The sequence below is a fragment of the Kribbella sp. NPDC055110 genome (genome assembly GCF_053607525.1).
Genome location: NZ_JBSGTS010000005.1, coordinates 95,609 through 108,479, shown reverse-complemented (window position 1 = coordinate 108,479; position 12,871 = coordinate 95,609). Strand labels below are relative to the sequence as shown.

Genomic DNA, 12,871 nt, shown 5'->3' with positions numbered 1-12,871 from the left:
AACCATGGCGACACTCGAGATCCGCGACCTGCACGTGTCGGTCGACACCGAGAACGGCCCGAAGCAGATCCTGCGCGGCGTCGACCTGACCATCGCCGGCGGTCAGACGCACGCGATCATGGGCCCGAACGGCTCCGGCAAGTCGACGCTGGCGTACTCGATCGCCGGGCACCCGAAGTACAACATCACCAGCGGCACGGTGACGCTGGACGGCGAGGACGTGCTCGACATGAAGGTCGACGAGCGCGCCCGGGCCGGCCTGTTCCTGGCGATGCAGTACCCGGTCGAGGTGCCGGGCGTGTCGGTGGCAAACTTCCTGCGGACGGCGAAGACCGCGATCGACGGCGAGGCGCCGAAGCTGCGCACCTGGGTCAAGGACGTCAACAAGGCGCTCGCCGACCTGGACATGGACGCCGACTTCGGCACCCGGAACGTCAACGAGGGCTTCTCCGGCGGTGAGAAGAAGCGCCACGAGATCGTCCAGCTGGAGCTGCTGAACCCGAAGATCGCGATCCTCGACGAGACCGACTCCGGCCTCGACATCGACGCGCTGAAGATCGTCTCCGAGGGCGTCAACCGGTTCGCCGCCCAGGGCGACAAGGGTGTCCTGCTGATCACCCACTACACGCGGATCCTGCGCTACATCACGCCGGACTTCGTGCACGTCTTCGTCGACGGCCGCGTCGCCGAGGAGGGTGGCCCGGAGCTGGCCGAAGAGCTGGAGGCCAACGGTTACGAGCGCTTCCTCAAGGCAGGCGCGAAGTGACCGACGCCCGGACGTTCAGCAGTCCCTTGGACCTGCAGTCGGTCCGGGCGGACTTCCCTATCCTCTCGCGTGAGCTAGCCGGTGGGTTCCCGCTGGTCTACCTGGACTCGGCCAACTCGTCGCAGAAGCCGCGCCAGGTGGTCCAGGCGATCGAGGACCACTACCTGATCCACAACGCCAACGTCGCCCGCGCTATGCACCAGCTCGGTGCCGAGGCCACGGCGGCGTACGAAGGTGGCCGGGACAAGGTCGCGGCCTTCATCGGCGCGCCGTCCCGGGACGAGATCGTGTTCACCAAGAACGCCTCCGAGGCGCTCAACCTGGCCGCGCACACGCTGGGCGCTTCGCTGAAACCGGGGGATGTCGTCGTGGTCTCCGAGATGGAGCACCACAGCAACATCGTCCCGTGGCAGCTTGCCTGTGAGCGCACCGGCGCGACGCTGAAGTGGTTCGGTGTGACCGAGGACGGCCGGCTGGACCTGTCGAACATCGACGAGTTGCTCACCGAGCAGACCAAGGTGGTCGCGCTGACGTGGGTCTCGAACGCGCTCGGCACGATCAACCCGATCACCGACATCGCCGCGAAGGCGCACGCGGTCGGCGCGACGGTTGTTGTCGACGCATCGCAGGCCGTCCCGCAGTTCCCGGTCGACGTCTCGACGCTGGGTGCCGACCTGCTGGCGTTCACCGGTCACAAGGTCGTCGGCCCGACCGGCATCGGCGTGCTCTGGGGCCGGTACGAGCTGCTCGCGTCGCTGCCGCCGTTCCTCGGTGGCGGCGAGATGATCGAGGTCGTCCGGATGACCGGTTCGACGTACGCCGCTCCGCCGGCCCGGTTCGAGGCCGGTACGCCGCCGATCGCGCAGGCGGTCGGACTCGGTGCGGCCGTCGACTACCTGTCCGGGATCGGGATGGACAAGATCGCCGCGCACGAGCACGCGATCGTCGAGTACGCGCTCGAGGGGCTGAAGACGGTCCCCGGCCTGACGCTGCTCGGGCCGACCGACGCCACCGACCACGGCGGCGCGATCAGCTTCGCGCTGGACGGCGTACATCCGCACGACGTGTCGACCGTGCTGGACACCCGGGGGATCGCGGTCCGGGCCGGGCACCACTGCGCGCGGCCGGTGCACGAGCGGTTCGGAATGCAATCGTCGACCAGAGCGTCTTTCTATCTGTACACGACCCCCGAGGAGATCGAGGCGCTCGTGGACGGACTGGGATTCGTGCGCAAGTACTTCAAGGTGGATTGATATGCAGCTCGACAGCCTCTACCAGGAGATCATCCTGGACCACTACCGCAGCCCGCACCACGCGGGGCTGTCGGACCCGTACGACGTGGAGGTGCACCACGTGAACCCGTCCTGCGGGGACGAGGTCACGCTCCGGGTCGAGCTCGACGGCGACACCGTGAAGGACGTCACCCACGAAAGCCTCGGCTGCTCGATCAGCCAGGCGGCCACGTCGGTGATGTCGGACCTGGTGATCGGCAAGCCGGTGTCCGAGGGTATGGCGACGTACGAGAAGTTCCTCGAGCTGATGCAGGGCCGCGGGAATGTCGAACCGGACGAAGAGGTTCTGGAGGACGGCGTCGCGTTCGCGGGCGTCGCGCAGTTCCCGGCCCGGGTGAAGTGTGCACTGCTGGGCTGGTCGGCGTGGCGCGATGCCACGGCGCGGGCCCTCGCAGCCAACCAAGGAGTGAGCAATGCCTGACCAGACCGACGAGAAGATCGAGCTGCCCGAGGTCGACCTCGAAGCGGCGCAGGTGGGCACGACCCCGGCCAAGGTCGAGGACGTCAACGAGGCCCTCAAGGACGTCGTCGACCCCGAACTCGGCATCAACGTGGTGGACCTGGGCCTGATCTACGGCATCACCGTCGACGACACCAGTACGGCGATCATCGACATGACGCTGACGTCCGCGGCCTGCCCGCTGACCGACGTGATCGAGGACCAGACCCGGATGGCGCTCGACGGCCTCGTCAACGACTTCCGGATCAACTGGGTCTGGATGCCGCCGTGGGGCCCGGAGAAGATCACCGACGACGGCCGCGACCAGCTCCGCGCCCTCGGTTTCAACGTCTGAGGGTTTCAACGTCTGAGTGTTTCCGCAGTGCGAGAGCCCGGGTCAGGTGGCCCGGGCTCTTCGCATCTGCCCCTTGCATCGGCTCAGAACGGTGGCGGTCCGACGATCTGGATGGCGCCGGTCTGCTCGGCGGCGTCCCGGATCCGGTCGAAGTCGACCGGGATCGGCCGGCTGCCCTCCGGAGCGGGTTCGCTGGCGAGCCGGTAGAACGCCTCGTCCGTGCCGGGTGTCTGGATCGTCAGGATCCTGGTCGTCGGGGAGACGACCTTGAAGGCGTGCGGTATGCCGCGGGGAACTACCGCGACCCCGCCGGCCGAGAGACCACGCTGCTTCCCGTCGAGGTCCAGCAGGATCTCTCCGTCGAGCAGGTAGAACGTCTCGTCCGACGCGGGGTGGATATGCAGCGGCGTCACTTTGCCCTGCTCGCCGACGAACTCGATCAGCAGGAACGCACCGCCGGTTTCCGCCGAGGTCGCCAGCCAGGTCTGCAGACCGCCGCCGCTGAACCACCGCCGTTCGCCCTCGCCGCGATTGCGGACCGTCGCAGCCAGTGTGGTCATGTCGAACACCCCTCCCGTTTATGGGACTCATGTCCCATTACGAAAGTAGGGTACCGTGTAGTCCATGTCAACGGCGTACGAGCAGTCCGGCCGGACCCGGCAGAAGCAGCGCACGCGTAACGACCTGATCGCCGCCGCTCGCGAACTGATCACCCGGGACGGATCGGCGCCGACGGTCGAGGAGGCTGCCGCGGCCGCGTCGATCTCGCGGACAACGGCGTACCGCTACTTCCGCAGCCAGGCGGAGCTGCTCGCGGCCGCCCACCCGGAGGTCGAGCTCACCTCCTTGCTGCCGGCCGACAGTGGCGACGACCCCGAGACCCGGCTGCTCGCGGTGGTGGCAGTGTTCATCGAGAGCGTGCTGAAGTTCGAGCCGCAGCAGCGCACGATGCTCCGGCTGTCGCTCGATCCGTCGTCGCAGCCGGATCAGCTGCCGCTACGGCAGGGGCGCGGGATCGGCTGGTTCGAGGATGCGCTCGCGCCGGCCCGGGACAGGTTGTCCGAGGCCGAGGTCCGTCGGCTCGCCATCGCCGTACGCAGCGCTGTCGGGATCGAGGCGCTGGTCTGGCTCGTCGACGTGGCCGGACTGAGCCGTGACGATGCCGCGGACGTGATGCTGTCGTCCGCACGCGCGATCGCGCGTGCCGCACTGATCGAAGGGGCTGACGCATGACGCGCGTCGTTTCCGTGGCGCCTGAACGGCTCGACCGCTGGCTGATCGGTTTCGGTGAACGGCATGGGGAAGTCAGGTACGACGTGACGCCGACGAGCGTCACGTTGTCCGCCGAGGACGGTTCGTCGGCCGTCGTCACCGTGCCGTTCGAGCCTCTCGTGGAGTTGTCTCGCGAGGGGCTCGTTGCGCATGTGCTGGCCGAGCGGCGGCTCGGCGTACTGCTGGTTCGACGTGGCGGGTACGGCGCGGGGGTGTTTGCCGGGGGCAAGCTTCTCGACTCGAAGGTCGGGTCGCGGCATGTGCAGGGGACGACGAAGGCGGGCGGCTGGTCGCAGCAGCGGTACGCGCGCCGGCGGGACAACCAGGCGCGTGAGGCGTTCGCGGCGGCCACCGAGGTCGCCGTACGGATCCTGGCGCCGGCGAAGCTCGACGTACTGGTGTGCGGGGGAGACCGGCGGGCTGTCGACACGGTGCTCGAGGATCCCCGTTTGAAGGATCTGCCCGCGCTCGTGCGGCCGCCGTTCCTCGGCGTACCAGATCCGAAGCAGAAGGTTCTCGAACAGGCCGGTGCCGACGCCCGCGCGATCCGGATCGACGTGGATCAGCCGGAGTAGCTGTCCCGCACGGCCAGCAACCGGTCCAACCGGAACCGGCCGGGATCACGATCCCGCTCGGCCCGCCCGGCGTCGGTCCAGAACGCTTCCTCGGGTACGACGTCGCCGTACGGCGAGACGAACTTCAGCACCTCCTGCACGGCTTGGCATGCGTGGGCCATCGCGGTGCGGGCCGCCTCGGACCGGTCGTCGGCGGCCACCTCGCCGGCGATCCAGTCGGCAACCGCGAGCCACTGCCCGGCGTCGACCAGCTCCGACGGCGCCGGTCCGCCGAAGGTCGCAACGTCATCGAGAAGTCCGTCGTACGGCGGTGAGAACAGGTACTCCCGCTCCGCACCGCAGTCGGCACACGCACCGACGTACCTCAGCGCCCCGTCGTGGACGTCGTACTGCCAGGCCGCTTGGTCCGAGCCGCAGCCATGGCACACGGTGAGGTCGAGGTAGAGCATCGCCTCGGTGGTCGTCCGGGCGATCGCGTACGGCGGGTCGTAGTCGGTCACTCGATCGTCATCCCACTCGCGGGGTTGGCGGTGTGGCTTCGGCGCATCGACGCCTTCGCGGCCCGGGTGTGGCTCATCCGCGAGTCGGTTCCGGCGAGTGCTGCCGCCGGGATGCCGTGTTGTTGCAGTGCCTCGACGACCGCGCTGGTGAACCGCCGCTCCGGAGCGTCGGGTGTGTGCAGTGCCCTGAGGTCGATCCGGCCCTCGGCGAGGAGGGCCAGCCGCGGGTGCAGCGTGGCGAACGCCGCCGCGAAGCCACGGTCGCCGCGGCCGGTCATGGTGCCGTCCGGATGCGCGACGTAGACGGTTCGCCGGCCGTTCGCCTCCCGGACCGCCAGCCGGACGTTGACGTCCTCGCGCCGGGCCTGGTCGAGGGCATCGACCAGGGGCTGGTACGGGTGCTGCTCGTCGGCGTCCACGGTCACCTGCACGGTCCGGACCCGGGCGCTCTTGGTGTCGGCGGTCTGACCGGACTCCATCCGCTCCCGCATCGCGTCGTACTCGTGCCGGTACATCGTCAGATAGGCCTCGCCGGACGCGGCGCGCCGCAGCGTCGCGGAGCGCTCGACCTTCGGCTGCCGGCGCCGGCCGAGCCGGAGGCGCTCGAAGTCCAGGTGGTAGTCGACCCGCACCTTGACGGTGACGACCTGCCCGGACTCGTACATCCCGGTCTCGTGGCGCGCACCGACGGTACCGGTGTCCTGTTCGGAGACCCTCCGGCTGCTGGTCGTGCTCACACTCAACTCGCCGCCCGGCGTACTGGTACCGACCGTGCGGGACCCGGGCAGGAGCCTGTTGCTGCGTGCGGTCAACTGACTGGCCGCGAGCCCACGGGAGTTCTGACCGAGCTGGGTGGTCGACTCCACGTCCGGATCCGACACCAGTTCCAGGCCCGAGACCTCGGCGCGCACCCGGATCGCGACCACGCGCGCGCTGTCCCCGGGCACGGCGAGCGGGACGAGCTCGTACCCCGACGGGCCGGCCATCTCCGGGAACGCGACCAGTCGGTTCGCGCCGCCGAGCCGCGACTCGAGCGTCGTGGCATGCATCCGTACGCCGTCGGGCTTGAGCAGATCCACCTCGCCGAGACGCGCGCAGGCAGCCTCGAACAAGGCGTTGTCCTCCTCTGCGCCCGGCAGGTAAGGGATGGTGCCTTCGGGCAGGTAATGGTCGGGCAGGACGACAGGCCGATGGTCTGGGACCTCCGGCCCGTGCTGCGGTGGGGCCGAGTCGAGCACCGACTCGGGAACGGCCAGACTCATCCGCCCGCTGGCTTGCCGGCGAGTCGTGGAAGCAGACGGCCCGCCGGGAGCCGCCGAGTCCTCGACCTCGATGAACAGCTCGTAGTCCCGCTCGACCCGGGCCGTGTCGATCGACAGACCGGTGGCGATCTGAGTACCCGCCTCGGTGCTCGCTGCGGTGGTCGAGGTGCTGAGTTCCGCGCCGGCTCCGGCCGTGGCCGGGATCCCGTCCGCGCTCGAGGCGTCGAGCGCACCGCCGTACGACGTGCCCTCGGTCCGGCTGCGGCTGCGATCGCGCAGACTCCACAGCTGGACGAGGCCGAAGCCGTTGCCGCTGTGGCCCTGCGTCCCGCCCACCTCGGTGGTCGGCGGACCGACGAACCGCAAGCGCACCCGAACGCGGAGGTTGCGGGTGCTCGCACCGACGCGAACCGGGAGCTCGCGCACCGAGCCGCCCGGGTCGAGCATGTCGTCCAGCTGGTTCCGCCAGCGGGTGCCGGCGAACTCGCCGCGCAGCGCGTTGACCAGGACCGGATCGTCCAGCGCCTGTGGCGAGTGCTCCGCGACGGCTGCGCAGACCTCGCGGAACGGGTCGGTGTCGTTGCCGTCCTGGTCCTGCAGTGAGGCCTGGTCGACCTGCGCGGCGCCCATCGTCCGGTCGTAGTGGCGGGGGAGCTGTGACTCGACCCGCTGTCGAGCGAGATCCTCGGCCTGGCTCAGTACGGCGTCGAGCCGCTGATCGACCTGCTTCGGAAGTCTGGCCGACATCCGGATGGCGTCGACCAGCACCTCGTCGGTGTGCCCGGCCGCGAGGTCGCCGGTGGCGCCGCGCTTCTCGATCCGGTAGCGCCGCAGCAGCGCGGTCGCGGTGCGGCGCGGGAGGTCGAGGTTGCCGTTGAGCATCCGCTCGACCGCGTCGGAGACCTGCTGCAGCGGGAGGTCCAGGTCGCGCCGCCCGTACGACTGCAGCGCTTCGCGCTCGGGAAGCGTGAGGACTACGGCGCCGGTCTCGAGCGGGATCCGCCGCGGTGCGGCACCGCCGGACCGGAGCTGGGCCTCGAGGACGAGATCGCCCCAGAACTGGTAGTGCTGCCCGTCCCGCATCAGCGTCCGCTCGACGCCGCTGGTGGCCGACTCGGACGCGCTCGACGAGTCGGTGGTCGTGCGGGTCAGCCCGATCGAGCCGCCGTACGACTGCCCGGCCGCGGACACGGTGCCGCCCGCGGTCGTGGCGGCCGACACGCCCGCAGTACTGCCGGTGGTCGCCAGCGTCACATTGAGCTCGGCGAGAAGCGGCTGCCCGGCGCCGACGTACCTGAGGTTCTCGAGTCGCGGGGTGATGCTCAGGGCGGTCGGCCGGGGCGTGAGGCCGCGTTGCCGGATCGCCTCGAGCGGGTCGGACGGTCCGGAACCGACGGCCAGGCTGGTGCGGTACTCGGTGGTGAGCAGCTCGGGCCGGGCGATGAGGTTCCGCGGCGCGAGGAATCCGCTGAGGTGGTGCAGGGCCGAGCTGTCCTCGCGGCCGAGCGCGGGTACGGCCTCGGTGAGCCGGGCGATCGGGTCCCGGGCGTCGACGTGGTGGATCGTCGCGGTCTGCAGGAGCTTGGTGTCGACGCGCCCCGGTACGGCGACCGCGGTCTGCTCGGGTCCGCGGCAGAAGTCGTTGTCGAGCCAGACGCGCGCGCTGCCTTCCGACGAGGCCACCGGTACCGCCGTACCGTCAGAGGTGACCTCGCTGACCGTGATGGTGTGCGGTACGTCGAACACTGCGACCCGCGCACCCGATTCGGCCACTGTCATCCGGTACGCGCCTCTGGTGGACGACCATCCCAGCGAACGGCCCCGCGACGTCCGGCCGACCGAGGCACCCAGCTTCCCGGCATCCGGTGCGTTGCTCAGACCCACCCGTGCCGACCACGGCACACTCTGCGCCCGGGACCCGGTGCGTCCCGACGTACTGACGCCGATGTCGACGTTGACGACCATGTCGTTGTCCGCGACACCGATCGGCGTCGTGCGGTCGAAATGCTGCTCGAGGGCGATCCGGAAGGACCGGACCCGCGGTGGGTGGCCGGTGTGGTGCTCGGTGAGCTGGAACATCAGCCGGTCCTGCGCGGCGTGGTCGTACCCGGTCTCCAGCCGGTGCTTGGCGATCTGCTGGCACGCGCGTTCCCAGTTCTCCGCCTGGCTGAGTGCGACGGCGGGGTCCTGATCGGCGAGGGCCGAGGGCAGCGGCTGGCCGTGGTCGTCGAGCGGCGGGATCAGGCCCTCCTCCGACAGATGCGTGAGGAAGCCGCGCAGTGCCTCGTCGGCACCGGTGAGCTCCCGGATCATCGCCGGTCCGGCACCGCGCAGTTGCCCCGGTCCGTTGCCCAGCCAGGTCGGGAGCTGCAGGGGAGTGTCGGTTGGGCGCGGGTCTCCGCGTAGGAGGAGCTGGCCGTCCGTGCCACGACGTACGGCTCCGTCGGCATCCCGGACGAGGGCTGCGGCGGGGACCGGGAGCCCGTAGCGGAAGGCGTCCCGCTCCGCCATCCGCAGCCAGGCCTCGCCCGTGCCTTCGGTCGCGAACGATTCGCCGCGGTCGAGGCGGTGGACGGTGACCTTGTGCCGCAGGCGCACCTTCACACCGACGGTCGGTGCCACCCGCTGGGTGCTCCACCGGCTGCCCAGGTCGGCGGTCGACGCCGTGTCGTCGTAGCTGGTGTTCCGTCCCACCTGCAGTCCCGGAGCCAGGTCTGCGGTGGTCGAGCCCAGGTCGGAGATCGGCGTACTGGCCGTGAGGCCGGTCGTGCGCGACCGGTTGAACGACTGGCTGCCGGAGGCACCCGAGTTGCCGACGCGCCAGAGTTCGAGTTTGTGATCCGGCGAGCTGTCGCTGGTCAGCTCGGCGGACTCCAGATCGACGGTCGTCTCCAGTTGCGCCCAGGCGACCGGTCGGCCGCCGTCGGTGATGAGACGCCAGACACCGCCGGGCCGGGTCGTCTCGTCCAGCCGGATCATCCCGTCCTCGGCGATCAGGCTGCGGACCCGGTCGTGGCCGACGCGATCGAGTGAGCCGAGTCGTTGCCGCAGCTCCGCCGTGGTCCGGTCGCACAGGTCGTTGAGACCGTCGACGCGGGTGGCCATGTGCTCGGGCATCGCCGTACGGCGTTCCGCGGCCAGCCCGAGCGTCTCCAGATCGGTCGTCTCGGTCGGAGGCGGAACCGTGTACGTGTGGATGAACCCGAGGTCGAGCGTGGCGGCGTCGTGGTCCGCGCCTGCGTCGACGATGTTGGGCGGCGACCAGTCCGCGGTGGCCGACTCCCGGATCCGCCAGATCCAGCGAGGTCGGGCCGACCGGTACCGCAGGAACTCACCGCGGAGCGCCTCGACCGCACCGGTTTGGGCGAACTCGGTCGCTCCGCCGCTGATGGTCCGGCCGCGACCGCGGCTCAGCTCGACGCCAGGCGCGACGAACGCGGCGACCGCCTTCAGTTTGCTCGAGTCCGGCAACTTCTCGGTCACGGTCTGTAGGCTTGCGTTGGCTGTCGCCCCGAGGCTCTGGGCGGCGGCGGTGGCGACGCTGAAGCCACCCTGGACCACCTGCCCCACCTGGGCCTCGTCGATGGTCAGCGGACTGTCCAGCACCTCGTGGAGTTCGCCGGGATCGAGCTGAATGTGGATCTGCACGAGGTGCTCGACGTCCGCGCGCGAGTCGTTGGCGATCGTCAGCACGAAGCCGTCGGGGGAGAGGATCCGGCGGCTCTGGCCGCGCAGCGTCCGGTGCAGGACGTCCGGGGTGAAGGCGTAGCCCTCCGGCAGTGCCTCGTTGAGCTCCTTGCACAGCGCGGTCAGGTGGGGGAGCCGGCCGGACGGGAGACCGTTGTGCCGGACGTCGTCGGCCGGAAGAGTGGCCGCGGTCGCTTGCTCGTACGCCCGAACCGCCCGTACGGCATCCTCGGAGCTTTCTGGGGTCAGTGCGCGGAATGCCTCGGCCGCGGTGCGGGCCTGCTCCGCTGCGGCTGTGCAGGAGCTCGCGATCTGGGTATGGCGATCGGCGACCCGGAGCCGCGCCTCGCCCCGGACGCGGAGCCGGCGAGCACGCTCGTTCGCGGATCCGTCCTTCGCCCCCGCTTCGACGTCGGCCGCAGCGAACAGTTCGGCTGCCTGGTCACGGGCCGCTGCCGCGCTCGCGGTCCGTACGTCGGCGCGATGCGCGTGATCCGCTGCAGCGGATTCGAGATCCGCGATCTGTCGACGTACCCGCGCTTGGAATCGTTCCTCCGCGGTCGTTGCCGGCCGTTGCTGCGCATCAGGTACGACGACTCGCAGACCGGACCACGGCACGCGGGGAGCGGGGTGCCCGCCTTGGCGGATGGTCCCGGACAGGTGCGTCAGGTCGGTCTCGACGTCGGCGAGTGCGCGGAGGCCTGAACCGGCACGGGTGTCTCGCCACTCCACGCTGAGCCGGCGGAATTCCTCGTACTGCGCTTCCGCTCGACGATCCCGCATCGCGCGGTGCGTCCCGGCGACCGCCCTGATGCGGCTCACGAGCCGGCGGATCGAGCCGGAGAATCCACCCGCCGGGGCGCGCCCACTACCGCTGCTCGACTGGTGCCGTCCTCCGACCGGACGCCGCGGTCGGCCCGGCGCCCGCAGCGTCGTTGGCGTGGTCGGCTGGGTCTGGGTCTGGGTCTGGGTCAGGCGTTCCGCGTCGCGGGCGAGGGCGCGCGCGTCGGCGACCAGGTCCGCCGCGAAGGGCCGGTTCGAGCCCTCGTGCCGGGCCCGTGCGCTGGTCAGCCGCCAAAGGTCGGCCTCGGTTTCGAGCCGGTTGCCGTCCAGCAGGTCCCGCAGCAGAGCCTGCGCCTCGGTCTGCTGCGCCGCGGGCAGCTCGGGGAGGTCGAGCAGCGCGTCGAGCCCTGCGGTCGCACCGTCTGCCCTTCGTCCGCCGCGCACCAGATCGAGCTCGGCACCGACGAACGCCACCGCCTCGGCGACCAGGCGGTCGTCCCCGACCGCGGCAGCTCGCCGCGCAAGCCGGCGCTCAAGGCGGCGAAGGGCCTTGCGGGCCAGTCGTTCACGAGAGTGCCGCAACCGCACCGTGCCGTCGCGGAGCGCGAGCGCCTCAGGCGCCACCACGCCGACCGCTAGCCCGAGCGCCTCGCGCGCGCGAGCCTGCGGGCTGTCCTCCGTGCTGGCAGCAGTCAACGCCGATCTCCCCGTTCCGATCACCGGACCGGGAGATTAGCAACCAATTGTTCAATTTCTCGCTACATATCCCACCAGACGAGTTAACAATTGCCGGTGGGGTTTCTCACATCAGGAACCGCTGTGCAGCGCGCGGAAGTCCGCGAGCGTTCCGGTGTAGTACTCGAGGTCGTCCTCCAGCCGGGCGCGGCTGACCAGATACGGGTCGCGGGCCTTGGCGTCGGTGCCGAAACTGGTCCAGATCTCGGAATCGGGGACCATGTCGCCGCCGTTGGTGCCCTCCGGCAGCGACTTCATCGCCTCCCGGATCGCCTCCGCGGCGAGCTCCCAGCCGAGCTCGACGTAATAACGCTCCCGGCCGGGTTGGCCGTCGTACGCCATGTCGGCAGCGATCGTCCGGTCGGCGTAGAGGTGCGCGACCACAGCCCACTCCGCCGCGTCGATCAGCTGCGAACGGCCCAGTCCCCAGTGCGCTCCGAGCCGGGTGGACGAGTGCTGGGACGAGTACGGGATGGTGATTTCGCCGATCGGCGACCGGTAGGTCCACGCGTCCGGGCCCTCGACGAGGTTGTCGCCGAGCTCGAAATCGGGGGCGGGCGCCAGCACCTCCCCGGGTTGCGGTCCGGCCTGCGCGGTCTCCAGCGCGACGTAGATCTCGGCCTCTGCCAGGGTCCTTGCGATCGGCATCGGTTATCTCGCTCCTGTCTGGCTGATTTCGTTGGCCAGTTCGGCGTACGCGTCACGAGTGACCAGTAGCCGGTCCAGCCGGAAGCGCCCGGGCTCGGCGGCCCGTACCGCCTGCCCTTCCGGTGTCCAGAACTCGTCCTCCGGTACGGCGTCCGCGCCGGCCGGGACGAACTTGATCACCTCGACGACGGCGGCCTGCGCGATGGCCAGCACCCTACCGGCCTCGACGGGATCCGTGGGGACAGCCGCCGCGGCGGTGTCGGCGACATCCAGCCACTGGCCCGCGTCGAGGATCTCGGACGGCTCCGGACCGCCGAACGTCGGCCAGCCGTGCACCGGTGTCTCGCGCGCCGGCACTCCGAACAGGTACTCGCGTTCGGCGGAACACCCCGGGCAGGTCGCGGCGTAGCTGGACGCCAGTTCACCTCTGATCTGGATCAGTGCCTGTTCCCAGGGCGCGTCGACCGACCCGCAGTCCGGACACGGATGCAGCTCCAGGTACAGCTGCGCCTCGTCCCAGGTCCGCGCGACCGCGAATGCCATCAAGCCCCCTTCGT

General features: G+C 70.3%; 11 protein-coding genes. 6 read left to right on the top strand and 5 right to left on the bottom strand.

The genetic code is table 11. The annotated features are described in order from the left end of the window. Positions 1-4 precede the first annotated feature (4 nt). From sufC to ACWF0M_RS10280, 4 genes are read left to right on the top strand one after another with little or no spacing between them, the layout of a single operon-like run. Positions 5-766 carry a Fe-S cluster assembly ATPase SufC gene (gene sufC / locus ACWF0M_RS10295; protein ID WP_452235311.1) on the top strand — a complete coding sequence of 254 codons (762 nt, stop codon included), beginning with the start codon at positions 5-7 and terminating at the stop codon, positions 764-766. Beyond that, positions 763-2,019, top strand: coding sequence for a cysteine desulfurase (locus ACWF0M_RS10290; protein ID WP_452235310.1), 1,257 nt, complete (start codon positions 763-765; stop codon positions 2,017-2,019). The genes sufC and ACWF0M_RS10290 overlap by 4 nt, the downstream gene beginning before the upstream one ends. Position 2,020: 1 nt before the next feature. Continuing rightward, on the top strand, positions 2,021-2,479 hold the full coding sequence (gene sufU, locus ACWF0M_RS10285; RefSeq protein ID WP_452235309.1) for a Fe-S cluster assembly sulfur transfer protein SufU: 459 nt from the start codon (positions 2,021-2,023) through the stop codon (positions 2,477-2,479). Continuing rightward, positions 2,472-2,852, top strand: coding sequence for a metal-sulfur cluster assembly factor (locus ACWF0M_RS10280; protein ID WP_452235308.1), 381 nt, complete (start codon positions 2,472-2,474; stop codon positions 2,850-2,852). Before sufU ends, ACWF0M_RS10280 begins: the two co-directional genes overlap by 8 nt. Before the next feature lie 83 nt (positions 2,853-2,935). Here the strand turns inward: ACWF0M_RS10280 and ACWF0M_RS10275 are convergent, their stop codons facing one another. Beyond that, a complete protein-coding gene (locus tag ACWF0M_RS10275) occupies positions 2,936-3,412 on the bottom strand; it encodes a quercetin 2,3-dioxygenase (RefSeq protein ID WP_452235307.1) in 477 nt (158 codons plus the stop codon). Between the two features lie 64 nt (positions 3,413-3,476). On the opposite strand from ACWF0M_RS10275, the gene ACWF0M_RS10270 reads away from it, so the two are divergent. After that, entirely contained in the window at positions 3,477-4,085 is a 609-nt protein-coding gene (locus ACWF0M_RS10270; protein WP_452235306.1) for a TetR/AcrR family transcriptional regulator, read from the top strand. Then, the gene (locus ACWF0M_RS10265) at positions 4,082-4,699 is read left to right on the top strand and encodes an acVLRF1 family peptidyl-tRNA hydrolase (protein WP_452235305.1); all 618 of its coding nucleotides are present in this window, start codon (positions 4,082-4,084) and stop codon (positions 4,697-4,699) included. Before ACWF0M_RS10270 ends, ACWF0M_RS10265 begins: the two co-directional genes overlap by 4 nt. On the opposite strand, the gene ACWF0M_RS10260 is transcribed toward ACWF0M_RS10265, so the two are convergent. From ACWF0M_RS10260 to ACWF0M_RS10245, 4 genes are all read right to left on the bottom strand, one after another. Then, the gene (locus ACWF0M_RS10260) at positions 4,687-5,199 is read right to left on the bottom strand and encodes a hypothetical protein (protein ID WP_452235304.1); all 513 of its coding nucleotides are present in this window, start codon (positions 5,197-5,199) and stop codon (positions 4,687-4,689) included. The two genes, ACWF0M_RS10265 and ACWF0M_RS10260, sit on opposite strands and share 13 nt — an antisense overlap. Continuing rightward, positions 5,196-11,627, bottom strand: coding sequence for a hypothetical protein (locus ACWF0M_RS10255; RefSeq protein WP_452235303.1), 6,432 nt, complete (start codon positions 11,625-11,627; stop codon positions 5,196-5,198). Before ACWF0M_RS10255 ends, ACWF0M_RS10260 begins: the two co-directional genes overlap by 4 nt. A 111-nt stretch (positions 11,628-11,738) precedes the next feature. After that, positions 11,739-12,314, bottom strand: a complete 576-nt coding sequence (locus ACWF0M_RS10250) for a hypothetical protein (RefSeq protein ID WP_452235302.1) — start codon at positions 12,312-12,314, stop codon at positions 11,739-11,741. Between the two features lie 3 nt (positions 12,315-12,317). Continuing rightward, positions 12,318-12,857, bottom strand: coding sequence for a hypothetical protein (locus ACWF0M_RS10245; RefSeq protein ID WP_452235301.1), 540 nt, complete (start codon positions 12,855-12,857; stop codon positions 12,318-12,320). Positions 12,858-12,871 lie beyond the last annotated feature (14 nt).

Excerpts from the sequence above, each read along its gene's own strand:
- sufC (WP_452235311.1), top strand. The coding sequence starts at position 5 with ATGGCGACACTCGAGATCCGCGACCTGCACGTGTCGGTCGACACCGAG.
- sufU (WP_452235309.1), top strand. The coding sequence starts at position 2,021 with ATGCAGCTCGACAGCCTCTACCAGGAGATCATCCTGGACCACTACCGC.
- ACWF0M_RS10280 (WP_452235308.1), top strand. The coding sequence starts at position 2,472 with ATGCCTGACCAGACCGACGAGAAGATCGAGCTGCCCGAGGTCGACCTC.
- ACWF0M_RS10275 (WP_452235307.1), bottom strand. The coding sequence starts at position 3,412 with ATGACCACACTGGCTGCGACGGTCCGCAATCGCGGCGAGGGCGAACGG.
- ACWF0M_RS10270 (WP_452235306.1), top strand. The coding sequence starts at position 3,477 with ATGTCAACGGCGTACGAGCAGTCCGGCCGGACCCGGCAGAAGCAGCGC.
- ACWF0M_RS10265 (WP_452235305.1), top strand. The coding sequence starts at position 4,082 with ATGACGCGCGTCGTTTCCGTGGCGCCTGAACGGCTCGACCGCTGGCTG.
- ACWF0M_RS10250 (WP_452235302.1), bottom strand. The coding sequence starts at position 12,314 with ATGCCGATCGCAAGGACCCTGGCAGAGGCCGAGATCTACGTCGCGCTG.
- ACWF0M_RS10245 (WP_452235301.1), bottom strand. The coding sequence starts at position 12,857 with ATGGCATTCGCGGTCGCGCGGACCTGGGACGAGGCGCAGCTGTACCTG.